Origin of the sequence: Brevundimonas sp. (assembly GCF_041648055.1) — a bacterium.
Lineage (GTDB): Bacteria > Pseudomonadota > Alphaproteobacteria > Caulobacterales > Caulobacteraceae > Brevundimonas.
Genome location: NZ_JBAZPS010000001.1, coordinates 1,073,368 through 1,097,152 on the forward strand (window position 1 = coordinate 1,073,368; position 23,785 = coordinate 1,097,152).

The following is a 23,785-nucleotide window of genomic DNA, read 5'->3' on the forward strand; positions in this document are numbered from 1 at the left end:
ACGCTGTGCGAGATCGCCTGCCCGGTCAAGCCGAACCGAAGGACCGCGCCCCTGTTTCGAGAGGGCGCGGCGGTCCGGTCAGTCCATCAGCTGCTGGGCCAGATAGACATAGTGGCGGGCCCAGCGGCGGGCGTTGGCGACGGGGTCGGCGTCGTTGGAGTGGCCGCCTGCGGTATCCTCGAAATACAGGTGGTCATAGCCCATGTCGCCCAGGCGCGCGGCCAGCTTGCGGGCGTGGCCGGGGTGGACGCGGTCGTCGCGGGTGTTGGTGGTGATGTAGACGCGCGGATAGTTCGCCCCCTCGCGCAGGTTCTGATAGCCGGAATAGGCGGCGATCCATGCGGCTTCCTCGGGGATGCGCGGGTCGCCGTATTCGCCGATCCAGGAGGCCCCGGCGGGCAGCTCGTGATAACGCAGCATGTCGACCAGAGGGCTTTCGATCACCGCCGCATTGATCAGCTCGGGGTGCTGGGTCAGGGTCACCGAGGTCAGGACCCCGCCATTGGAGCGGCCATAGATGCCGAGGCGACGCGCCGTGGTGATGCCGCGCGTTTCCAGATCGCGGGCGACGGCGGCGAAGTCGTCGAACGACCGTTGGCGGTTCTCGTTCAGGGCCGCCTGGTGCCAGGCCGGGCCGAACTCGCCGCCGCCGCGGATATTGGCCTGGACGAAGACGCCGCCGTTTTCGAGCCACAGCTTGCCCATCTCGGGTTTGTAGGCGGGCGGGAAGCTGACCTGGAAACCACCATAGCCGAACAGGATCGTCGGGGCCGGGCCGGACTGGTCGCGCGGGCGGGTGACGAAATAAGGGATCTTCACGCCGTCTGCCGAGGTGGCCTCGAACTGTTCGGTAATGTGGGTCGAGGCGTCAAAGCGAGCGGGGGCGGTCCGCAGAGTCTGGGCCTGTCCGGTCGGCGCGTTCGCGATGTTGAGTGTCGCCGGCGTCAGGAAGCCCTCGACCGTATAGAAAAACATGCCCGTCGCCTTGGAGGCGTCACCCAAATGCACAGAGACGTTCTCCGGCACAGGCATCGGTGTTCCGCCCCAGAGATTTCCGCGGAGTTCGAAATGCATGAGCTTGCTGGAAACGTTGTCCGAAATGACCACGGCCAGGGAGTCACCTGCGATCTCGACCTCCTGCAGCGATTGGCGATCACCGGGGAGGTAGACGTCCCAGACCATCAGGCCGACGTCGGTGCCTGGTGTGATCGGGGGTTCGCTGCGGGTTCTGGGCCGCAGGACAGTGAGAGGTGCCGCGATAAGCGAGCCCGCCGGATAATCGCGAAAATGAAGCTTCCACGCCTCATCGTTCGAGAAGATCAGCCGACCGTGAAGCGCCCCGTAAACCGACACCCGCTCCGGCAGGTTCAGGCGCACGACCTGTCCATCCACCACCCGCCACGTCTCCGACCGATAAGTGTCGAGCGGGCGGCTGATGATCACCGCTTCGACCACGCCGGTCTTGTCGCGATAGACGGAGGGGCTGACACCATAGCCGCCGTCCGAGACGTCGCCGCGATAGACCTCGGTCGTCTGGTCCAGCGTCTGGCCGCGCGAGAGCGACTTCACGATGTAAGGATAACCTGACTCGGTCAGGGTGCCGTCGCCGAAGTCGGTGGCGACCAGAAGTGTGTCCCGGTCCAGCCAGCTGATGCGGTGCTTGCCCTCGGGCAGGATGAAGCCATCTTCCACGAAGGCCTTGGTGGTGGTGTCGAACTCGCGCACCACGACGGCGTCCTTGCCGCCGTCCGACAGGCTGATGAGGCAGCGGGTCTCGTCGGGGGCCAGACAGTTGGAGCCCTTCCAGACCCAGTCCTTGCCCTCGGCGCGGGACAGGGCGTCCAGGTCGATCAGGGTTTCCCACGGCGTGTCTGCGGAGCGGTAACCGTCCAGGGTCGTGCGCCGCCACAGGCCCTTGGGATTGGTTGCGTCCTGCCAGTAGTTGCCGATGCCGTCGCCCAAGAAGGACGGGGCCGGGATGCGGTCGGTGGCGGTCAGGATGGCCTCGGCCTGCTGGCGGAAGGGCTCGTAACGGGGGTCGCCGGTCAGGGTGGCCAGCGCCCGCTCGTTCGAGGCGCGGACGAAGGCCATGGCCTCGGCCCCGTCCACCTGTTCCTGCGCCAGATGCTCGTCTGCGGCGCGGACCCCGGCGGGGGTCAGGTCGGCGGGCATGTGCGGGGGTGGTGTTTGCGCGTGGGCAACGCTGGCGATCACGGCGAAGGCCACGCCGGTCATGAGGTGTCTGATCACGATATTCCACTCCGCTCATCCCGGCGAAAGCCGGGACCCAGATCTTTGGACGACGAGTGTTACCGATCGCCCGCTGAAAATGATCCCACCCGCCAGTGCCAGGACGAAAGCACTGGGTCCCGGCTTTCGCCGGGATGAGCGGACAGTTTTGAACCTACTCTTCCGCCGGCGTGTCCATCAGGCGGCGGGACAGATAGGTATATTCCAGCGCCAGGCGACGCGCCGTTTCGCGCAGGTTGGCCGCGGCGCCGTGGCCGCCGTCGACGTTTTCATAGAACAGCACCGGATAGCCCAGCTCTTCCAGCCGGGCTGCGGCCTTGCGGGCGTGGCCGGGGTGGACGCGGTCGTCCTTGGTCGAGGTGTGGATGAAGACTTCCGGATAGGGCTGGCCGGCGGCGAGGCGCTGATAGGGCGAATACTGTTCGATCCAGGCGCGTTCGGCGGGGATGTCGGGGTTGCCGTATTCCGCGATCCAGCTGGCCCCGGCCAGCAGCTTGTGGAAGCGCAGCATGTCGAACAGAGGCACCTGGATGACGGCGGCGTTGATCAGGTCCGGGCGCTGGGTCAGCATCGCCCCCATGAACAGGCCGCCCTGCGAGCCGCCCATGATGCCCAGATGCGGCTGGGAGGTGATGTTGCGGGTGATCAGGTCCTGGGCGACGGCCTGGAAATCCTCGTGCGCGCGCTGGCGGTTTTCCTGCAGGGCGGCCTGGTGCCAGCGGGGGCCGAACTCGCCGCCGCCGCGGGTATTGGCGATGACATAGACCCCGCCACGCTCCAGCCACAGCTTGCCCACCGTGGCCGAATAGCCGGGCAGCAGCGACGACTGGAAGCCGCCGTAGCCGTACAGGACCGTGGGATTGGAGCCGTCCATGGCCATGTCGCCCTTATGGACGACGAAATAGGGAATCATGGTTCCGTCGGTGCTGCGGGCCTCGAACTGATCCACCGTCATGCCGGTGGCGTCGAACTTGGCGGGCAGGGACTTGCTGACCACGGCCGTGCCGGTCGACGCATCGGCCAGATACAGGCTGGACGGGTTCAGATAGCCGGTGACGCTGACGAAGATTTTGTCATCACGCTCCGAGGCCGAGCCGACGCCGACCGAGACGTTCTGGGGCAGGTCCAGGCGGGTACGGGTCCATATCTGATCGGCGAGGTGATCGATTGGTACTGATGGCTCGTAGACATAGACTCCGCCGCGCACGTTTTCGTACAGGGCCACGACCAGACGGTTGCGGGTGGCGGTGATGCCCTCGATGGCCTCGCGCTCGGTCGGGCGGATGATCAGCTGGGCCGGTGTAGCCGGGTCGGCCAGCCAGCGCTGCAGGTCCCAGGCGATGACGTCGCCGGTCTTGAAGTCCTGACCCGAGGGGGCAGTCCAGTCCTGATCGGTGGTGACGACCAGCTGGCCCTGGACCAGGGCGTTGATGTTCGACTTGGCGGGCAGCTCCAGTTTGGTCGTCGTGCCGTCGGCGTTCAGGCGGTGGGTCTCGCCCTCATAGAAGCTGACGCCTCGATTGATCAGGGTGGCCTGGATGACGCCATCGGCATCGCGCAGGGCATAGCCCGAGACGGAGACGTCCGTCGGCTGGCCGGTGAAGACTGTGGTGGCCTGATCCATCGTCTGGCCGCGCTTCAGCACCTTGACGATCATAGGATAGCCCGAGGTGGTCAGGGAGCCGGGGCCGAAGTCGCGGCTGACCAGAAGGGTGTCGGCATCGATCCAGGAGGCCCCGCCCTTGGATTCCGGCAGGTTGAAGCCGCCGTCCACGAAGGTGCGGGTCGCGCGGTCGAACTCGCGGACTACCACCGCGTCCTTGCCGCCGTCGGACAGGTTCACGAGGCAGCGGGTCTCTTCGGGCGGCAGGCAGGTCGCGCCCTTGTAAACCCAGTTCTTGCCCTCGGCCGTGGCCAGGGCGTCGATGTCGAGGATGGTTTCCCACTGGGGCTCGGCGGTCTGGTAGCTGTCCAGGGTCGTGGTGCGCCAGATACCGCGCACATGAGTGGCGTCCTGCCAGAAGTTGTCGACGGTGCCGTCGTGGTTGAAGCCGGGAGCCGGGATGCGGTCGCGCGACTGGACGATCTCCAGCGCCTGATCGTGCAGGGCCTGGTAGCGGGGGTCGCCCTGAAGCGTGCCGAGGGAATCCTCATTGTGGGCCCGCACCCAGTCCATGGCGCGGTCGCCCTCGACCTCTTCCAGCCACAGATAGGGGTCGGTCGCGTCGGAGGTGGCGAAGCCGCCGCTGGCGGTCGCGGTCGGTGCGGCGGGTGCTGGGGCAGTCACGTCGGAGCTTTGGGCCATGGCGGCGCTCGAAATAGCGGTGGAAGCGAGAAGGGCGGCGAGCGCGGCAGTGCGGATCATGTGACAGTCCCCTGAACGATAAGTCGGCACGATAAGTCGGCGGCGGCACCTTAACGACCGACCCCCGCGCGGCAAGGCGCGGCAAGCGGAGGTTACCGTTTTGTCATGAAGGCCGCTCAGCGCCCCTCGTCGGGAATGCACAGGATGTTGCCGCAGGCTTTGCAGTGGACGGCGTCGGGGTCATGGACCTGAAGCCCGCAGACATCGCAGGGATGGCGCACCTTGTGCGGACGCAGCAGGGTCTGGCCCAGACGCACGAACAGGGTCACCCCCGTCAGCATGATGACGATGGAGACGATCCGCCCCCAGTTGCCGGGCAGAAGAATGTCGCCATAGCCCGTGGTCGTCAGGCTGGTCACGGTGAAATACAGGGCGTCGATATAGCCGGTCATGCCCTCATAGGTGCCCACGAAGCTGGTGTAGACGAAGCCGGTGGCCACGAAGACGAAGGTCACCAGAGCCGTCAGGGCCTTGACCTGATCCTCGATGCGCGTGTCGTCATAGCGTCGTCCGACGGTGCGCCAGAAGAACTCCGAATTGACCAGGGTCCACAGCCGCAGCACCCGCAGGAAGCCAAGATTGAAAAGCCAGGCCGGGAACAGCAGGGTCGCCAGGATGAACAGGTCCATCCAGACAATGGGCTTTTTCAGCCAGTCGCGGATATTGGAATAGGCATAGGCGCGCGCCGCCAGATCGATCGTGAGGATCGCGGCGATCACATAGTCGATGACATAGAAGACCAGCCTGCCCTCGCTCTTCAGCAACGGGGCCGCGATGAAGAAGGCGACGATCAGCAGATCGACGATCAGCACGCTGAAGCGGAACCGTACAGCCGTGCGGGACGAGCCGTGATAAAGGGCCCGCAAACGGGCGCGCAGGCGCCAGCCTTCCGGCTTCGGCGTTTCAGTGTCGGGAGAGGCGCGGCTCGTCATGGCCAGCAACCTATGCACGGTCGCTGACGAACGCCATGATTTCTCCTATATGAGCACATGGTCACGATCCCCTTCGTCAAGATGAACGGTGCCGGCAACGACTTTGTCGTCGTCAATGCGCTGGAGACGCCGTTCGCCCCGACGGCAGATCAGGTGCGTGCGATCGCCAACCGGGAGACGGGCGAAGGCTGCGACCAGCTGATCGCGCTGGAGCCCAGCGATACGGCCGACGTCTTCATGCGGGTGTGGAATGCCGACGGCAGTCAGGTCGAGACCTGCGGCAATGCGCTGCGCTGTGTCGGCTGGCTGATGATGCAGTCGACGGGTCAGGACAGTGTGATGATCGACACCCTGGGCGGCCCGACCACCGCCTGGCGGGCCGAGGGTGAGAACCAGATCCGCGTCGACATGGGCCCGCCGCGACTGGACTGGACCCAGGTGCCGCTGGCCGAGGCGATGGACACCCGCAATATCGAGCTGCAGATCGGGCCGATCGACGATCCGGTGCTGCATACGCCGGGGGCCGTCTCGATGGGCAATCCGCACGTGGTCTTCTTCATGGACCATGCGCCGAACGACGGCTTTGTGCGCGGCTCGGGCTCGCTGATCGAGCATCACCCGCTGTTCCCCGAAGGGGTCAATGTCGGCTTTGCCCATGTGGTCGCACCGGACCGCATCCGGTTGAGAGTCTGGGAGCGCGGTGCGGGCCTGACCAGGGCGTGCGGTACGGGGGCCTGCGCGGCCCTGGTGGCGACAGCGCGGAGGCGGCTGACCGGCAGGCATGCAGCGGTCGAGGTCGATGGCGGCATGCTGAACATCGACTGGGACGAAGCTTCGGACCACGTCTTCATGACCGGGCCGGTCGAGGTCGAGCGCACGGGCAACCTGACGCTTTGAGGGTCAGCCCCACGGCCCACGGCGGGCCTGCGGGGTCGTCGGCACGCTGGTGGTGGTGGATGTTCGAGCAGGTGGTCGGCTTGCAGGCACGGCCCTCGCTGCCGGGCGAAGGCGTTGACCGCTTTTCGCCGCCAGTTCCATCAGCGCCTTGACGCGGTTGCCCGTCGCCGGATGGGTCGAGAACAGATTGTCGGCCCCGCGCCCCGCCAGGGGATTGATGATGAACAGCTGGCCCGAGGCCGGATTGCGTTCGGCGGTCGTATTGACGATGCCGCGGGCGTGGTTGTCGATCTTCTGCAAGGCATCGGCCAGGGCGTGAGGGTCGCCTGCGATCTCGGCCCCGACGCGGTCGGCCTCGTATTCGCGCGAGCGGCTGATGGCCATCTGGACCAGGCCGGCGGCCATGGGGGCCAGGATCATCAGGGCAAGGGTGCCGATGATGCCGCCGGGGCGTTCGCGGTCGTCCCCGCCGCCGAAGAAGAGGGCGAAATTGGCCAGGGCCGCGATGGCGCCCGCCAGGGTCGCGGTCACCGTCATGGTCAGGGTGTCGCGGTTCTTCACATGGGCCAGTTCGTGCGCCATCACGCCCCGGATCTCGTCGCGGGTCAGCCGGTCCAGCAGTCCGGTGGTGGCACAGACGGCGGCGTGGGCCGGATTGCGACCCGTGGCAAAGGCATTGGGCTGGTCATTGGGGATGATGGCGATCATCGGACGGGGCAGGCCCGCATCCCGCGCCATCTGGACCACATCAGCGACATAGGTGCGGACCACGGCATTGGGGTGTTGTTCGTCCACCGGCTGGGCGCGATACATCTTCAGCACGATCTTGTCTGCGTTCCAGTAGCTGATCAGGTTCATGCCGCCCGCCAGGACAAGCGCGATCATCATGCCGGTCGCGCCACCGATCATGTAGCCGAGGCCGCCGAAGAGGGCGGTCAGGACGGCCAGCAGGATGAAGGTCTTCAGGTGGTTCATAAGGTCACGTCATGGGCACTGCGGATGCAGTCCGCTAAGGTGCGGCCATGAACGCCCTGTCTCAAGAGCCCGCGCTGTGACCGATCACCCCACCCCTGCCGCGCCGAACGACGTCGCCAACGACGACCAGCCGGCCCCCGTCTTCAATGCCGACGTGCCCCATGCGACGCCGGAGCGGCCTTTGAGCGAGGTCGCGCGGCGCGCCCTGCTGGAAGCGGCGGATCGTCGCGCGGCCGAGGCGGAACGCCATCTGGCGACGGAACACGGTGGGCCGACCGGACCCGAGCCGACCCGCTATGGCGACTGGGAGAAGAAGGGTCTGGCGATCGACTTCTGAGGCGACCTGTAAACGGGCAAGGTTAAATTCAACGCCTCTGGGGGAAACCATAACCCCAGCTTCCCCCGCCGGGTGCAAGCGCGAGAATCGTCTGGCGACCCTGTCTAGGACAGGCTCCTGAGTTGGAGCCTGTGCGATGCGAAACCTTACTGTGGCGGCCGGTGCCGCCGTCCTGATGCTGATGGCGGCGACGCCCGTTCTGGCCGGTGGCCCACGCGGTGGCGGTGGACATCCCGGTGGAGGCGGCGGCTGCAACAGCTGCGGTGGCGGCCATCCCGGCGGCGGGCACCCTGGCGGTGGTCATCCGGGTCGCCCGACCGGCAACTTCAACTACAACGTCAATGCGAACGCCAATGCGAACGCGAATGCCAACTCAAACAGCTTCAGCGGCGCGCGCGGCTATCTGAACGCCCGCAGCTATGACGTTCGCAGCGTGCGCGGCGGCACCAACTATGGCGGCACCAGCATCGGCGGGGGCGGCGGCTATTCCGAAGGCGGCTACGGTGGTTCCTTCGGCGGCCCGGTCTATGCCGAGGAGCCCTATCGCGGCTCGACCTGCCGCACCGGCCCCTATGGCTATGTGCTGGGCGGCTTCGGCCGTCGGCCGCAGCCCGGTTCGACCACCTGCTCGGGCGGCTATGGCTATGAGCAGCGCGGCGGCCGCTACGGCTACAGCGAGAGCCGTTACGAGGAGCGCTATGAAGAGCGGTCGTCGGGCAGCCACTATGTCGAGCGTCCCCGCTACCGCGAGGAATACCGCGAGGACTATCGCTATCATTACCAGCCCGCACCGGTCTATATCGAACAGCCCCCGGTGTATGTGCAGTCGCCGCCAGTCTATGTTCAGGGCCCGCCCGTGCACGTCCAGGCCCCGCCGGTCTATGTCCAGCCCGCCCAGGTCTATGTGGAGCCGTCACAGGTCTACGTCGAACCCTCACAGGTCCATGTCGCGCCGTCCGACGTCTATGTGGCCGCGCCGGAGGTTCACGTGCCTCAGCCGCAGGTCCACCTGGCCCCGCCGCAGGTCCATATGGAGGCCCCGCGCGTCCACATGGAGCGCGAGGTCCGCATCCAGCAGCCCGACGTCTACGTTCGCCAGTCAGACGTTCAGGTCCGGCAGCCCGACGTCTATATCGAGCGCCACCAGTATGAGGCGCCCCTGACGCCGAACCAGTACTATGGTCTGCAAGGCGAGGTCGCTCCGCCGCCCCCGCCTCCGCCCCCGCCGCCTCCGGTGCGCCACAACTATCGCCAGGAGCCGGGCGAACGCGGCTAGGACCGCAGACGATCAGGAACAGGCCGGGGTGCAACGCGCATCCCGGCCTTCTTCATGCGCGGATCAGCGCATCAGGCCGTCGATCGATTCCACGATTGCCGATGCCGCCAGCAGGGGATTGTCCGCGCCCACGATGGGCCGGGCCACGACCAGATGGGTGGCACCCGCCGTCAGCGCCTCGGCCGGGGTGGCCACGCGCTGCTGATCGCCCTTGTCAGCCCCGACGGGACGCACGCCGGGGGTGACGATCAGGAAGTCCGGACGTCCGGCCTCGATGGCGATCTCGCGCACACGGGCCGCCTCCAGCGGGCTGGAGACCACGCCGTCGACGCCGCAGTCCAGAGCCTGGCGCACCCGCCGCTCGACCAGGGCCGTCGCGTCGAAGCCATAGCCGATCTCGGTCAGGTCGGCGTCCGACAGGCTGGTCATGACGGTGACGGCCAGAATCTTCGTCGATGACCCGCCCGCGTCGCGGCCCTTGACGGCGCCGCGCATGACCTGGGGCTCCGCATGAACGGTCAGCAGGTCGCAGCCGCCCTCGGCCACCGCACGGGCCGCGCCTTCGACCTGGGCGCCGATGTCGTGCAGCTTCCAGTCCTGAAACACCGTCTTGCCCTGGTCGCGCAGTTCATGGGCAAGGGCCACCCCGCCGGGACGGGCCAGCAGGGTCAGGCCGATCTTGTAGGCGCTGATGGTGCCGCCCAGGGTCCGGACCATGGCCCGCGCCGCCTCGATGGAGGGCAGATCCAGGCCGACGATCAGTCTGTCGTCTGTCAGAAGGCGAGAGGTCATCGACGGGCTCCGGTTGACCGGCTATGGCTGACGGGCGCAAGCGCGCGCGTCGGTCGGGGACCGGCGAGGGGATCAACGTATTAGGGCGAGGCCAGCACATGGACGCGGTCGATCTGGGCGTCAACCTGTTCGTGACGCTGTTCGCGCTTCTGGACCCGATCGGCAATCTGCCGATCTTCGCGGCGGCGACGGCGGGGGCCTCCCTTCGTCAGCGGGTCTCGGTCTCCGCCCTGATCTGCCTGTTCGCGGCGGTGTTTCTGGGTTTCTTCTTCTTCAGTGGCCTGGGCCTGCTACAGTTCTTCGGAATCTCGCTGGCGGCGTTCAGGATCGCGGGCGGCATCCTGTTGCTGTTCCTGGGGCTGGACATGGCGCGGGACGACTTTCTGGCGTCCTTCGTCGACAAGGATGCGGCCAGCGATCTGGCCGATGTGCGCGGCTATGCCAAGCGCCGGTTCCAGCGTCTGGTGGTGCCCTTCGCCATTCCGCTGATGATCGGGCCGGGGGCCATCTCGGCCATCATCATCCAGGCGGGCGAGGCCCAGAAGATCGGGCCGGCTGGGGCCGCCGCCTCGCTGATCGCCATTGCGGCGGCGGCGGGCGTGTCCTTCCTGTGCTTCTGCCTGACCGGACCGATCAGCCGTGTGCTGGGCGAGGTCGGCCTGGCCATCATCGTACGGGTGCTGGGCCTGATCCTGTGCGCTCTCGCGATCCAGTTCATCCTGATGGGTCTGGGCGAGGCCCTGCCGGGGATGTTCAGCTCGCTGGTGACCACGCCCTACCCGTCCGGCGGGCACTGAGCTCACCTCCCCGTCGGCGTTGCCGATGGGGAGGTGATCAGATGCGCTTCAGCCGTTTGGCGTGGCCGCCGACCATCTTCAGCGCCAGGGCGTCCGGCAGGTGTTTGGCCAGGCCCGCCATGACATTGTTCATGACGCCCGGCGTGACCTTGGGCCGATTGGCCTCGCAGGCCGCATAGCCGACCTCGGCCACATGCTTTGCCGTCTGCCACATCCAGGCGGGATAGGCGGAGGACACCTCGGCCCGGGTGCCGTTGACATCGTGGAATTCCGTCCAGGTGTAGCCGGGGCACAGGGCGGTGACGTGGACGCCGGTGCCAGCCAGTTCCAGATGCAGGCCCTGCGAGGCCTTGATCAGGAAGCTCTTGATCGGGCCGTACAGGGTGTCGCCGCCGGTCGCGGGCATCTGGCCTGCCAGGGAGGCGACGTTGAGGATACGGCCATAGCCGCGCTCGACCATGGCTGGCGCGAACAGGCGGGCCAGGGCGATGGGGGCGGTCAGCATGACGCGGATCATGGCCGCATGGTCCGCAGGATCGGTGTTCAGAAAGCCCGCTGTGCGCGAGAAGCCGGCGTTGTTGATCAGCCCATCGACGTTCAATCCGCGCTCGGCGACCGCATCGAACAGGCGGCGGGGTGCCTCGGCATCGGCCAGGTCCTCCACAAGAATGGTCGAGGCCGCGCCCGAACGGGTCAGTTCCTGGGCCAGTTCATTCAGTGGCCCCTTGCGCCGGGCTGTCAGGATCAGGTCCCAGCCCTTTTCGGCATAGACCCGTGCCAGGGCCGCGCCGATCCCGGCGGACGCACCGGTGATCAGGACCACAGGGCGTCGCGCGGAGGGCAGGCTCATCTAACGGTCAGGCCGCGACGGGGCAGGAGGAATGCGGCGCATAGGCCGCCAGTGACGGCGGGTTCTCGGCCAGCAGGTCGGCGATGGTGATCTTGGACAGGGCGTGGCCCGCGGCTTCGTCGGCGGCGGTCAGGGCCTTGGCGACCTGGCGCGGGATGTGCTCGCTGATCGGGCAGCCCTTGGCCCCGGCAGGCGGCGAACCGAGGTGGGCACAGCCGTTCACGGCGCGCAGGACGGTATCCAGGCTGATGTCTTCGGGTCGGTGCAGAAGCCAGGCCCCACCGGACGCTCCGGGCCGCGTCGCGATCAGACCCGCCTTGGCCAGCAGGGCGGTCACACGCCGCACCACCACTGGATTGGTCGGCACCGAGGCGGCCAGCACGGCGCTGGGCGCGGCTTCGCCCGGCCCATACGCGCCCTTGTGAGCGAGATAGGCCAGGGTGTGGGCGGCGACCGGGAATCGTTGACTGTCTGACATAGCGTGAAACACAAGATAGTCACGACGGGCGGGTTTCACAAACGGGCCGGAACCTTCGCAAGTGCAGCACGATTGAACGGCCGGTGGAAAGGGCCTAAAGGCTCGCCGCTCTTGCAATGGGAACCGCATCCTGCGGCGTCCCGGAGGATACTCATGGCCGGGACTTCTTCCCGTGGGTGACGACAGCGCGCCGAAAGACGCCATCCCGCCCGCCACCCCCACCGACAAACATCCCCTGCCCGCGCATCCGCACCCTGCGGCGGCGGGCGAGGGCGGCCATGTGAAGGCCGGCAAGATGGGCCTGATCATCGGGGCCATCGGCGTCGTCTTCGGGGATATCGGCACCAGCCCGCTGTATGCGATGCGCGAGGCGCTTCATCACTCCAAGAGCGGCGGCACGGCCGAGCTGGCCATCCTGGGTGTCGTCTCCCTGGTCTTCTGGGCCCTGATCCTTGTCGTGACCCTGAAGTATGTGTTCTTCCTCATGAGGGCGGACAACAAGGGCGAAGGCGGCACCCTGGCCTTGATGGCCCTGGCCCAGCACGCCATTGGCCGCCGGTCCGGCCTGATCTTCATCCTGGGTGTGTGCGGCGCGGCGCTGTTCTATGGCGACGGTGTGATCACCCCGGCCATCTCGGTCGTCTCTGCGGTCGAGGGGTTGCGCGACGCGCCGGGCATCGGCCCGGGCTTCGCCCCCTATGTCGTGCCCATCGCCGCAGGCATACTGATCGCCCTGTTCATGATCCAGTCGCGCGGCACGGCCAGTGTGGCGCGGTATTTCGGGCCCCTGACGGCCCTGTGGTTCCTGATCCTGGCGGGGCTGGGCGTCTATCACATCTTCGATGACCCCTCGATCATCCGGGCCCTGTTGCCGCACTATGGTGTGCTGTTCCTGCTCGATAACGGCTTTCTGGGCTTCGTCATCCTGGGCAGCGTCTTCCTGGCCGTGACCGGCGCCGAGGCCCTGTATGCGGACATGGGCCATTTCGGCAAATCGCCCATCCGGCTGGGCTGGCTGTGGGTGGTTCTGCCCTGTCTGACGCTGAACTATCTGGGCCAGGGTGCCCTGGTGCTGGACAATCGCGCAGCAGCGGAAAATCCGTTCTGGATGATGGTGCCTGAAGTGGCCTACTGGCCGGTGCTGATCATGGCCACGATCGCCACCGTCATCGCCTCCCAGGCCGTGATCACGGGTGCCTTCTCGGTGACCCAGCAGGCGGTCCAGCTGGGCCTGCTGCCCCGCATCGACATCCGCAACACGTCCGAGAGCCAGGCGGGACAGATCTTCGTGCCGGCGATCAACACCATGCTGATGGTCGGCGTCCTGGCCCTGCTGGTCACCTTCCAGACCTCGACCAACCTGGCTGCGGCCTATGGGATCGCGGTGACGGGCTCGATGTTCGTGGACAGCCTTCTGGCCTGGTTCATCGTGCGCAAGCTGTGGAAATGGAGCCTGCCGCTGTCGCTGCTGGTCATCAGTCCGCTGGTCGCGCTGGACCTGGTGTTCCTGACGTCGAACATGCTGAAGATCCCGCAAGGGGCGTGGTTCCCTCTGGTGCTGGGTGCCGGGCTTCTGCTGCTGATGTGGACCTGGGTGCGCGGGACGCAGATCCTGACCAACAAGACGCGCAAGGACAGCCTGCCACTGGTCGATCTGATCGAGATGCTGAAGGCGCGTCCGCCGCACCGGGCACCGGGTACGGCTATCTTCCTCACCAGCGATCCGGACGTTGCGCCTGTGGCCCTGATGCACAATCTCAAGCACAACAAGGTGCTGCACGAGAAGAACGTCATCCTGACGGTACGCACCACCGACCGCCCGCGCGTGAGCGAGGCCGACCGCGTCCGCATCGAACCCATTTCCGAGGACTTCAAGAAGCTGACCATCTCCTACGGCTTCATGGAGCGGCCCAATGTGCCCAAGGCGCTGGGCCTGTGCCGCAAGCAGGGGCTGAAATTCGACATCATGTCGACCAGCTTCTTCCTGGGACGACGCTCGGTCATTGCCACGGCGACGCGCGGCATGCCGCTGTGGCAGGACAAGCTGTTCATCTTCCTGACCCGTAACGCGGCCAATCCGACCGACTTCTTCCACATCCCGCCGGGCCGCGTGGTCGAGCTGGGCGCACAGGTTTCCGTATGAGCGACTCCACCGGACGCAGTTCCTCGGCGCGGGGCCGCCGCATGGCCGACAAGGCCCGCGCCGGTAGCCGCCCGCCCCGTGCCCCGCGCGTGGAAGAACGCGATGAGGCCGCCGACATCGGGGTGGAAGCCCGCGTCGCCGCCGGCATCCTGCTGAACGCGGCGCTGGAAGGCCGCGCCGGCATGGATGCGGCCCAGGCGTTCCGCGAGGTGTCGTCCCTGCCCGCCCCCGACCGCGCCTTCGCGCGCGCCGTCGCCATGGCGGCGCTGCGGCGACTGGGCGAGATCGACCAGATCCTAGATCGCAAGCTGCAGAAGGGCCCGCCGCTGGCCGTGCGCACCATCCTGAGGGTCGCCCTGGCCCAGACCCTGGTGCTGGAGACCCCCGCGTTTGCGGCCGTTTCCACCGCGGTCAAACTGGCCGAGCGGGACACCAAGACCCGGCCCTACAAGAATCTGGTCAATGCCGTGCTGCGCGGCATCGACCGCGAAGGTCCCGGCCTGACCACGGCAGAATCCAACCTGCCCGAATGGCTGATCGCCCGCTGGCGCGCCGCCTATGGCGAGGCGACCGTCGCCGGCCTGGCCCTGGCCGCGCGCGAGGAACCGGCGACGGATCTGAGCCTGAAGCCCGGCCTGGACGAGGCGGCCCTGGCCGAGGCGCTGGAGGGGGAAATCCTTCCCGGCGGGACGATCCGCACCGGGCGTCGCGGCGATCTGGCGACCTGGCCCGGCTTCGAGGACGGCGTCTGGTGGGTGCAGGATGCCGCCGCCGCCGTGCCTGTCCGCCTGCTGGCCCCGAAGGCCGGAGAACAGGTCATCGACTTCTGTGCCGCGCCCGGCGGCAAGACGCTGCAGATCGCGGCCAGCGGGGCCTCGGTCGTGGCCCTGGACCGCTCGGCCCAGCGGCTGAAGCGGCTGCACGAAAACCTGGCCCGCACGGAGCTGAAGGCCGAAGTCGCCGCCGTACCGGCCGAGGACTGGAAAGACGACCGCACCTTTGACGCCGTCCTGCTGGACGCGCCCTGCACGGCCACCGGGACCTTCCGTCGCAATCCGGAAGTCCTGCGGGCCACCAAGCCCGCCGACGTCGCCAAACTGGCCGACGTGCAGCACCGGCTGCTGGATGCCGCCGCCGAACGGGTCAAGCCGGGCGGGCGTCTGGTCTATTGCGTCTGTTCGCTGGAGCGCGAAGAGGGCGAGACCCAGGTCATCGCCTTCCTGCGCCGCAACCCGGCCTTCCGCACCACGCCGGCCGTGCCGGCCGATATCGGCGCGCCCGAAGACGCCCTGACCCCCGAAGGCTGGCTGCGCATCCTGCCCTCCATGTGGGCGGAAAAGGGCGGCCTGGACGGCTTCTTCGTCGCGCGGCTGGAGCGAATCGCCTAGCGGCTACGCCCGCCAGAACCCAACGATTTTCTTGACCTCATCCACCACCGGATCGGCGATGGCCGAAGCGCGTTCGGCCCCGTCTTTCAGAACGCGGTCAATCTCGGCGGGGTCGGCCATCAGGCGGCGCATTTCGGCGGTGACGGGAGCCATTGCCTCGACGGCCCGCTCGGCCAGGGCGGGCTTGAAGGCTCCGAAGCCCTGACCGGCGTACTGGGCCAGAACCTGTTCGCGGGTCATGTCGGCGAGGGCCGCATAGATGGTCACCAGGTTCTTCGCCTCGGGCCGGTCGTTCAAGGCCTCCAGCGTGTCCGGCAGGACGTCGGCGTCCGAGCGGGCCTTGCGGATCTTGGCCACGATGGTGTCGGCGTCGTCGGTCAGATTGATGCGTGATTGGTCCGACGGGTCGGACTTGCTCATCTTGGCCGAGCCGTCACGCAGGCTCATCACGCGCGGCGCGGGTCCCTGGGTCAGGGGTTCGGGCAGGGGGAAGAAGCCGGGCACGCCGAAGTCATTGTTGAACTTGGCGGCAATGTCGCGGGTCAGTTCCAGATGCTGTTTCTGGTCCTCGCCGGTCGGCACCTCTGTAGCCTTGTACAGCAGGATGTCGGCGGCCTGGAGCACCGGGTAGGTGTAGAGACCGACCGAGGAGCGCTCCTTGTGCTTGCCTGACTTCTCCTTGAACTGCGTCATCCGGTCCAGCCAGCCCAGGCGGGCGACGCAGTTGAACACCCAGGCGAGGTCGGCATGGGCACGCACGGCGGACTGGGGGAAGATGATCGAGCGAGCGGGATCGAGGCCGCTGGCCAGATAGGCGGCGGCGATCTCCCGCGTCTGGTCCGCCAGCTTGGCGGGGTCCTGCCAGACGGTGATGGCGTGCATGTCGGCCACGAACAGGAAGCAGGGCGCGCCCTGATCCTGGAGCTCGGTGAACCGCTTCAGAGCGCCCAGATAGTTGCCCAGATGCAGGGCACCGGAGGCCTGGATGCCGGACAGGATACGGCGGGGGCCTTCATAGGCAGGCGCGTTCTGGGGCGCGGACTGGGGCGCGGTCGGGGTTACGGTATCGGTCATGACGGAGGTCCGGGTACGAAAAGGCGGCAAACAGGGTGTGATCAGGCGCAGGCGTCGTTCAGCCGCGCCATCGTCCGTCGATCATCTGGTGTCCGTGCATCGTCATGGCCTCGCGCTTATCGCCTCGCCACCGGTCAGTCCAGACCGGAGGAGACGGACGCGCCCGGTTCGCGGCGCAGCACCGCCTTCAACTCCGCCGGGGTGACGGCGCGGAAGACGAACAGGCAGACGGCATAAAGAGCCATGCCGGCCCCGCAGACCACCAGAACCGCGATCTCCTTGGCCAGGAATATCCGGCTCAGGGCCCCGTAGCCGATGCCGGCGGCGAGCAGGGCGGCGGCCATGACCGCGCTGGCCAGCAACACCCTGGCGATGCGCGACACGAAGGCGGGCGACGGTCGCCAGGCGTTCTCGCGCACCAGGGTCCCCGCCAGCAGGGCGACATTGATCCAGGCCGACAGGCTCGTGGCGATGGCCAGGCCCAGGACGCCGTCGATCCCCTGGCTGGACAGCCAGAAGAACAGCCCCGAGCCGACCACGATGGTGAAGATCACGGCCGAGACGGCATAGATCATGGGGCGACGGGTATCCTCGCGCGCGAAGAAGGGCGGGGTCAGGACCTTGGCCAGGACGAACGCGGGCACGCCCCAGGCGAACTGGCGCAGGACATCGGCCGTGCGGGCCGCATCGGCGCTGGTGAAGGCCCCGCGCGTCACGGTGGCGTCGATGATGAAGAAGGGAATGACGAACAGGGCCACGGCGGCGGGCAGGGTGAAGGCCATGGCCAGGGTGATGCCATCGTCCAGCGTCTTGCGCCCGCCCTCATGATCTCCGGCGACGAAGGCCCGAGTCAGGCGCGGCACCAGCGCCAGGCCGATGGCGACGCCGATCAGGCCAAGGGGCAGCTGATACAGACGATCCGCATTGTAGATCACCGAGCGTGCGCCTTCGTCCGAACCGGCCAGAACCTGGCTGACCAGGGAGTTGACCTGCATGGCCCCCCCGGCCAGAGCGCCGGGAACGGCCAGAGCCAGGGCCCGCTTTACATTGGGGGTCAGACGCGGCCAGGACAGGCGCAGCGTGACACCCAGCCGCCGGACGCCCCACCACAGCAGGCCCGCCTGGATCAGGCCGGACACCGTCACCGCCGCCGTCACCCACAGCAGGACGGTCGGCTGGCTGGCCGGAAGGACATAGGCCAGCAAAAGCGGGGCCAGGGTGCACAGGTTGAGAAAGATCGGCACAGCCGCCGACAGGGCGAACCGGCCCGCCGTGTTCAGCACGCCCGACAGGAGCGAGGCCACGGTCATGCAGGCCAGATAGGGCATGGCGAGTTGGGTCGCGGTCACGGCCACGCGCAGCACGGCCTCGTCGCCCTGATAGGCAGACAGCAGCCAGGGCATGATCCACGGCATCAGGACCTGCAAAAGGATGCAGAAGGCCGCGACCACGGCCAGCATGAAGGACATGGCCTCGGACGCCGTCACGGCCGCCGCCTCGTCGCCCTCGCGGGCGCGCACCCCGCCATAGACCGGCACGAAGGCTTGGGCGAAGGCCCCTTCGGCAAACAGGCGGCGGAACATGTTCGGCAGCATCAGGGCCGTGGTGAAGGCGTCCATCATCGGCCCCTGGCCAAAGCGGGCCGACAGAGCCAGGTCGCGCGCAAAGCCCAGGATGCGGCTGCCCAGGGTCAGGGAGGCCTGGACGAGGGTGTTGCGGGCTAGGCTCATGTCAGGGGCTCGAAAACGCGGACCTGCCGATTAGCCCGCTTCCGGGCGCGGCGATACCGGTCTTTGCCGACGACGCGGTCCGAAATCGGAGACGTCACGCAGTGAGGCGCGCACGGCGGTGGCAGCACGACCCGAGCCTGCGTCGCGGCGATCCAGCACCGCCTCCAGATCGCGGCGCAACCGCTCCAGTCCGCGCCCCGCTTTCGGCGTCTGCCCCTTGCCGTCCGTGACGTAGAAGGCGTCCACCGCGCGCTCGCCGAAGCCCGCGATATGGGCTGAACGGATCGACAGGCGGTGGTCGGCCAGGGTGCGGGCCAGATCAGCCAGCAGGCCGGGGCGGTCGGCACCGGACACCTCCACCACCGCCGCACCCGGCGTCTCCTCCAGATCGATGATCACGGTCGGACGCACGTCGAAGGCGGCCCGGCGCGGGTTGGGCGCGGGCGTCGGCAGGCTGGTGGCGCCACCCTTGCCAAGCGCCGCCGCTTCCAGCGCTGCAATCAGGCGGGTCAGACGACGCGGCTCGGCTTGGCCATAGGGCGCTCCGGCCCCGTCCTGCAGCTCGAATACATCCAGGGCCGTGCCGTCGGGGGCGGTGGCGACGCGCGCACCGACCACGTCCGCCCCCGCCTCAGCCAGGGCCCGGGCCAGATCCGCGAAAAGGCCGGAGCGGTCAGTCGCGGCGATGGCAACCCGCGTCGCAGCCCGATCAGTCTCGGCCGCGGGTGCGGTCATCAGGGCTTCGGCGGCGGCACCCCTGGCACCGGCGCGGGCGATCAGTTCGGCGTGGTCGTCCAGCGGCTCCACCCGACTGAGATCCTCTCCCCGGAACACGGCCTCGGCACGCTTGAACAAGGCACGCATAAGCTGGCCCTTCCACTCGTTCCAGACGCCGGGCCCGACGGCGCGGATATCGGCCACGGTCAGCACCAGCAGGGTGCGCAACCGCTCCGGATCGCCGACCAGATCGGCAAAGGCCCGCACGGTCGCGGGGTCCGAGACGTCGCGCTTCTGGGCATAGTCGCTGAGCGCCAGATGGTTCAGGACCAGCCAGACCACGAACTCGGTCCGGCGCGGGTCGAGCCCCAGCCGGTCGCAGGCCCGGCGGGCGGCGATGGCTCCGTCTTCCAGCTGGCCCCGGTCGCCGCCCTTGCCCACGTCATGCAGCAGCATGGCCAGCATCAGGGCCTCGAAATCGTCGATGCGGTGCACAATCTCCGTGGCCGTCGGATGGTCCGCCTTCAGCTTGCCGCGCCAGATGTCGTTGATGATGCCGATGGCCTGAAGCGTGTGCTCGTCAACCGTATAGGCATGGTACATGTTGAACTGGGTCTGGCCGACGATCCGGCCCCATTCGGGCAGGAAGCGGCCCAGCAGGCCCGTCTCGTTCATCAGGGTCAGGACGCGGTAAGGCCTCTGCCCCTGCGCCAGGATGTCGAGGAAGGCCCGCGTCGCCTCCGGGTCGCGGCGCAGGGATGGCGTGACCAGCGACAGGGACCGCGTCACCGCCGAAAAGGCATCGGGATGCAGGTCCAGATCGTGCTGGTCCGCCACGCGAAACAGATAGAGCAGCTTCTCCGGGGCCTGGGCGAAGACCTCCGCCCCCGTGACCGACAGCCGCCCGGCCTCCTCGATGAAGCCCTCGACGCCGAGGTTGCGTCGACGCCCGGGGATCAGCCGCGACAGGCTCATCGTTCGTTTCTGGTGCCGCGCCTCCAGCTTGGCCGACATGGCGCGGGTCAGGGCCCCCACGTCGCGCGCATTCAGGAAATAGCGGCGCATGAACCGCTCGACCGCCGGTTCGTCGCCCCGTCCGTGCCAGCCCATGCGGCGGGCGACCTCGGGCTGTAGGTCGAAGGTCAGCTTCTCCTCGGCCCGGCCCGCAACCCGATGCAGATGCGCCCGCGTGCGCCACAGGAAGTCGAACGCCTCCTCGAAGGTGCGGCGCTCTCGTGCGGTCAGAAGATCGTCGAGCACGCGCGCGCCCAGCGGGCTTTCGGGGGCCAGGGCGCGGGCGATCCAGAACAGGGTGTTGAGGTCGCGCAGGCCGCCCTTGCCGTCCTTGACGTTGGGCTCGACGCGATAGCGGACGGCGCCGGTCTTCTGGTGGCGGACGTCGCGTTCTTCCAGCTTGGCGGCGATGAAGGCGCGGGGGTCGGCCCTGGCGACCAGGGCCTGGAATTTCTGCTCGAACTCCTGCGCCAGGGCCGCATCACCGGCCAGATAGCGCGCCTCCAGAAGGGTGGTGCGGATGGTCATGTCGCTTTTGGCCAGCGACAGGCCCTCATCGATCGACCGCGCCGACTGACCGACTTTAACCCCCAGATCCCACAGGATATGGAGCATGAACTCGATCACCTGCTCGGTGCGCGGACTGGACTTCCAAGGACGCAGGAACAGCAGGTCGAGGTCCGAATAGGGGGCCAGGACGCCGCGCCCATAGCCGCCGACCGCGATCAGGCTCAGTCGCTCGGCCGCAGTCGGATTGTGCGCGGGATAGAGCGTCTCGGTCGTCACCCGCCATAGGGCCGTCAGAAGGTCGTCGGCGGCGCTACAATACAGCCGGGCCACCTCGACCCCCTCGCCGCCGGCTTCCAGACGCCGTCCCGCGCGAGCACGCGCGGCCTCCCAGGTTTCTCGCAGGATGGCAGCGACGGCGGTCGGGCCACTTGAGGAAGCGGCCGCCTCGACCAGTCGCGCGTCGAGGGGCTCGGTCACCGGCCCGCCAGACCCTTCAGCCGATACAGAGCCTCCAGAGCCTCGCGCGGCGACAGCTCGTCCGGCTCGATGCGCTTCAGCGCGTCCTCGACGACGGAGGGGGGCGGCGGGGCGGGCGGCTCGGCGACGGCAAACAGCGGCAGGTCCGATAGATTGCCGACGGCCGCCTTTTCGCCCTCCAGCCGGTCCAGCACCTCGCGCGCGCGGCTGACGACGGCGGCAGGAACGCCCGCGAGCCGGGCGACCTGGACGCCGTAGGAGCGGTCGGCGGCCCCCGGCGCGGCCTCGTGCAGGAAGACCAGTTCGCCGTTCCACTCCCGCGCCTTCATGGACAGGTTGCAGACATGGGCCAGACGCGTCTCCAGCCCGGCCAGCTCGTGATAGTGGGTGGCGAACAGCGTCCGGGCGCGGTTGCGGTCGTGCAGGGCCTCGGCGACGGCCCAGGCGATGGCCAGGCCGTCATAGGTGGCGGTGCCGCGCCCGATCTCGTCCAGCACCACGAAGCTGCGTTCCGTCGCCTGGGTCAGGATGGCGGCGGTCTCGACCATCTCCATCATGAAGGTGGAGCGACCGCGCGCCAGGTCGTCACCCGCCCCGACCCGGCTGAACAGCCGGTCGACGACGCCCAGCCGCATGGCGCGGGCGGGGACGAAGGCCCCGGCCTGGGCCAGCACGACCAGCAGGGCATTCTGGCGCAGGAAGGTCGACTTACCCGCCATGTTCGGGCCGGTGACGATGGACAGGCGGGCGCAGGCGGCTCCCGATCCATCCAGGCGGCAGTCGTTGGGCGTGTAAGGTTCGCCTGACTTCTTGACCGCCACCTCAACCACCGGATGGCGACCGGCAGTGACCTCGAAACAGCTGGTGTCGTCCACAACGGGACGAACCGCGCCCACTTCTTCCGCCCACTCGGACAGGGCGGCATGGGCGTCCAGCTCGGCCAGGGCCTCGGCGACGTCCTGAAGCGGCAGGGCGAGCGCCTGCACCGTGCGCCGCCAGCCCTCGAAGGTCTCGCCCTCGATGGCCAGGGCGCGGTGGCCCGCCTGGCTGATCCTGGCGTCCAGTTCGGACAGTTCGACGGTGGTGAACCGGACCTGATTGGCCAGGGTCTGGCGATGGATGAAGGGGCTGGCCTCGGACGGACGCAGCAGCGGCTCGGCCGCCTTGGCGCTGGTCTCCAGGAAATAGCCCAGAACGGCATTATGCTTGATCTTGAAGGCCACGCCACTGTCGGCCACGGCCTTGGCTTCCAGATCGGCGACGACGCGGCGGCTGTCATCGCGCAGGGTGCGGGCCGCCTCCAGTTCCGGGCGATAGCCGGGCGCCACGAAGCCGCCGTCGCGGGCCAGATGCGGCGGCTCGGCGACCAGCCCCTCCGCCAGATCGATCTGCAACCGGGCCAGGTCGGGCGACAGGCTGAGCCGGTCCAGACAGGCGGCGATGCGGGCGGGCGCGCCGGTCAGCGGATCGCGCTCGAGCGGAAACAGCCCCGCAATCCGCTCAGCGGTGGCCAGGGCCGTGCGCACGGCAGCCAGATCGCGCGGCCCGCCCCGCCCCAGCACCAGCCGCGAAGTCGCCCGCGCCACATCGGCGGAGGCGCGCAGGGTCTCCCTCAGATCGCGCCGCAGATCGCGCCGCTCCAGCAGCCATTCGACGGCGTCCAGACCGTGATTGATCGCCACCGGATCGCGCAGGGGCCGAGCGATCCGCTCGGCCAGGGCCCGCGCCCCGCCCGAGGTCACCGTGCGGTCGATACAGGCCAGCAGCGAGCCCTCACGCTCGCCGCGCTGGGTGCGGTCGATCTCCAGGCTCTGGCGGGTGGCCGGGTCAATGGCCAGAAAGCCGGTCTCGCCCGAGCGGCGCGGCGGCGTCAGGGCCGGAATCCGACCCGCCTGGGTCGTCTCCAGATAGGCGGCGATCAGGCCCAGGGCCGAAACCTCCGCCTCCTCAAAGGCCCCGAACCCGTCCAGCGAGGCGACGCCGTACAGCCGCTCGATCCGCACCCGCGCCCCGACGGGCTCGGCCAAGGCCTGGGGCAGGGCCTGCACCACCCCGCCAGATCCGTTCAACGCATCCTTGGTGGCCTCGTCCGAAAACAGGCGGTCGGGCACCAGCACTTCGGACGGCCGGAACGAGGCCAGGGTCGCGCCCAGATCCTCCAGCGCACAGGCGACGGCATCGACTGTGCCAGCCGACAGCTCGACCACCGCCACAGCCGCCCGGCCCTTGCGCACCGCCACGGCCGCCAGCCGGTTGGCCCCGCGCGCGTCCAGCAGACTGTCCTCGGTCAGGGTGCCGGGCGTCACTACTCGCACGATGTCGCGGTGGACCACGGCCTTGGAGCCGCGTTTGCGGGCCTCCGACGGCGCCTCCATCTGTTCGCAGATGGCCGCCTTGAACCCCTGACGGATCAGGCGCGCCAGATAGCCGTCCAGCGCATGGACCGGCACCCCGGCCATGGGAATGTCCTCGCCCTGATGCTTGCCCCGCTTGGTCAGGGTGATGCCCAGCGCCGCGGAGGCGATCTCCGCATCCTTGAAGAACAGCTCGTAGAAGTCGCCCATGCGGAAGAAGACGATGGCATCCGGCTGGCTGGCCTTGGCCGCCAAGAATTGCGCCATGACTGGCGTTGTCCCTTCCCCCGCATTGGGGACGGAGGGCGCGGGATCGGCTTTCGGCGGATGAATGAGCGGAGCGTTCATGGGAGCGCCACAGGGTGGCGGATTGTGCGGATCGCCTCAAGCGTCTTGCGTGGCGAGCAGGACATGTGGTTGCTGTCGGCA

General features: G+C 68.1%; 17 protein-coding genes. 6 read left to right on the forward strand and 11 right to left on the reverse strand.

What is annotated here, in order from left to right:
* Positions 1-78: 78 nt before the first annotated feature.
* The 3 genes from WC585_RS05330 to WC585_RS05340 form a co-directional block, all read right to left on the reverse strand.
* Positions 79-2,235 carry a prolyl oligopeptidase family protein gene (locus tag WC585_RS05330; protein ID WP_373256802.1) on the reverse strand — a complete coding sequence of 719 codons (2,157 nt, stop codon included), beginning with the start codon at positions 2,233-2,235 and terminating at the stop codon, positions 79-81.
* A 169-nt stretch (positions 2,236-2,404) separates the two neighbouring features.
* Positions 2,405-4,615 carry a prolyl oligopeptidase family protein gene (locus WC585_RS05335; protein ID WP_373256526.1) on the reverse strand — a complete coding sequence of 737 codons (2,211 nt, stop codon included), beginning with the start codon at positions 4,613-4,615 and terminating at the stop codon, positions 2,405-2,407.
* 116 nt (positions 4,616-4,731) lie between these two features.
* Positions 4,732-5,547: a potassium channel family protein gene (locus WC585_RS05340; protein WP_373256528.1), complete on the reverse strand. Its 816-nt coding sequence runs from the start codon at positions 5,545-5,547 to the stop codon at positions 4,732-4,734.
* Between the two features lie 57 nt (positions 5,548-5,604).
* On the opposite strand from WC585_RS05340, the gene dapF reads away from it, so the two are divergent.
* On the forward strand, positions 5,605-6,444 hold the full coding sequence (gene dapF, locus WC585_RS05345) for a diaminopimelate epimerase (protein ID WP_373256529.1): 840 nt from the start codon (positions 5,605-5,607) through the stop codon (positions 6,442-6,444).
* Between the two features lie 3 nt (positions 6,445-6,447).
* Here dapF and htpX read toward each other — a convergent pair whose 3' ends face one another.
* Positions 6,448-7,419, reverse strand: coding sequence for a zinc metalloprotease HtpX (gene htpX, locus WC585_RS05350; protein ID WP_373256530.1), 972 nt, complete (start codon positions 7,417-7,419; stop codon positions 6,448-6,450).
* Between the two features lie 76 nt (positions 7,420-7,495).
* On the opposite strand from htpX, the gene WC585_RS05355 reads away from it, so the two are divergent.
* On the forward strand, positions 7,496-7,756 hold the full coding sequence (locus WC585_RS05355; RefSeq protein WP_373256532.1) for a DUF1674 domain-containing protein: 261 nt from the start codon (positions 7,496-7,498) through the stop codon (positions 7,754-7,756).
* Positions 7,757-7,892: 136 nt separating this feature from the next.
* Positions 7,893-9,032 (forward strand): hypothetical protein, encoded by a 1,140-nt coding sequence (locus tag WC585_RS05360; protein ID WP_373256533.1) that lies wholly within the window; start codon positions 7,893-7,895, stop codon positions 9,030-9,032.
* Positions 9,033-9,095: 63 nt separating this feature from the next.
* Here WC585_RS05360 and pyrF read toward each other — a convergent pair whose 3' ends face one another.
* On the reverse strand, positions 9,096-9,824 hold the full coding sequence (gene pyrF / locus WC585_RS05365) for an orotidine-5'-phosphate decarboxylase (protein ID WP_373256534.1): 729 nt from the start codon (positions 9,822-9,824) through the stop codon (positions 9,096-9,098).
* A 98-nt stretch (positions 9,825-9,922) separates the two neighbouring features.
* On the opposite strand from pyrF, the gene WC585_RS05370 reads away from it, so the two are divergent.
* Positions 9,923-10,621 carry a MarC family protein gene (locus WC585_RS05370; RefSeq protein ID WP_373256536.1) on the forward strand — a complete coding sequence of 233 codons (699 nt, stop codon included), beginning with the start codon at positions 9,923-9,925 and terminating at the stop codon, positions 10,619-10,621.
* A gap of 37 nt (positions 10,622-10,658) precedes the next feature.
* On the opposite strand, the gene WC585_RS05375 is transcribed toward WC585_RS05370, so the two are convergent.
* Together WC585_RS05375 and WC585_RS05380 are read right to left on the reverse strand one after the other, a co-directional pair.
* The gene (locus tag WC585_RS05375) at positions 10,659-11,471 is read right to left on the reverse strand and encodes an SDR family NAD(P)-dependent oxidoreductase (protein ID WP_373256537.1); all 813 of its coding nucleotides are present in this window, start codon (positions 11,469-11,471) and stop codon (positions 10,659-10,661) included.
* Positions 11,472-11,478: 7 nt separating this feature from the next.
* Complete coding sequence (locus tag WC585_RS05380; RefSeq protein WP_373256538.1) at positions 11,479-11,949, reverse strand: Rrf2 family transcriptional regulator; 471 nt, start codon at positions 11,947-11,949, stop codon at positions 11,479-11,481.
* Between the two features lie 172 nt (positions 11,950-12,121).
* Between WC585_RS05380 and WC585_RS05385 the strand changes: the two genes are divergently transcribed.
* Together WC585_RS05385 and WC585_RS05390 are read left to right on the forward strand one after the other, a co-directional pair.
* Positions 12,122-14,092: a potassium transporter Kup gene (locus WC585_RS05385; RefSeq protein WP_373256540.1), complete on the forward strand. Its 1,971-nt coding sequence runs from the start codon at positions 12,122-12,124 to the stop codon at positions 14,090-14,092.
* Positions 14,089-15,480, forward strand: coding sequence for an RsmB/NOP family class I SAM-dependent RNA methyltransferase (locus tag WC585_RS05390; protein WP_373256541.1), 1,392 nt, complete (start codon positions 14,089-14,091; stop codon positions 15,478-15,480). Before WC585_RS05385 ends, WC585_RS05390 begins: the two co-directional genes overlap by 4 nt.
* Positions 15,481-15,483: 3 nt before the next feature.
* Here WC585_RS05390 and trpS read toward each other — a convergent pair whose 3' ends face one another.
* From trpS to mutS, 4 genes are all read right to left on the reverse strand, one after another.
* Positions 15,484-16,554 carry a tryptophan--tRNA ligase gene (gene trpS / locus WC585_RS05395; protein ID WP_373256542.1) on the reverse strand — a complete coding sequence of 357 codons (1,071 nt, stop codon included), beginning with the start codon at positions 16,552-16,554 and terminating at the stop codon, positions 15,484-15,486.
* Positions 16,555-16,688: 134 nt separating this feature from the next.
* Positions 16,689-18,284 carry a murein biosynthesis integral membrane protein MurJ gene (gene murJ, locus WC585_RS05400; RefSeq protein WP_373256544.1) on the reverse strand — a complete coding sequence of 532 codons (1,596 nt, stop codon included), beginning with the start codon at positions 18,282-18,284 and terminating at the stop codon, positions 16,689-16,691.
* A gap of 30 nt (positions 18,285-18,314) precedes the next feature.
* Entirely contained in the window at positions 18,315-21,002 is a 2,688-nt protein-coding gene (glnD, locus tag WC585_RS05405; RefSeq protein ID WP_373256545.1) for a [protein-PII] uridylyltransferase, read from the reverse strand.
* Complete coding sequence (gene mutS / locus WC585_RS05410) at positions 20,999-23,704, reverse strand: DNA mismatch repair protein MutS (protein WP_373256547.1); 2,706 nt, start codon at positions 23,702-23,704, stop codon at positions 20,999-21,001. Before mutS ends, glnD begins: the two co-directional genes overlap by 4 nt.
* Positions 23,705-23,785: the final 81 nt, after the last annotated feature.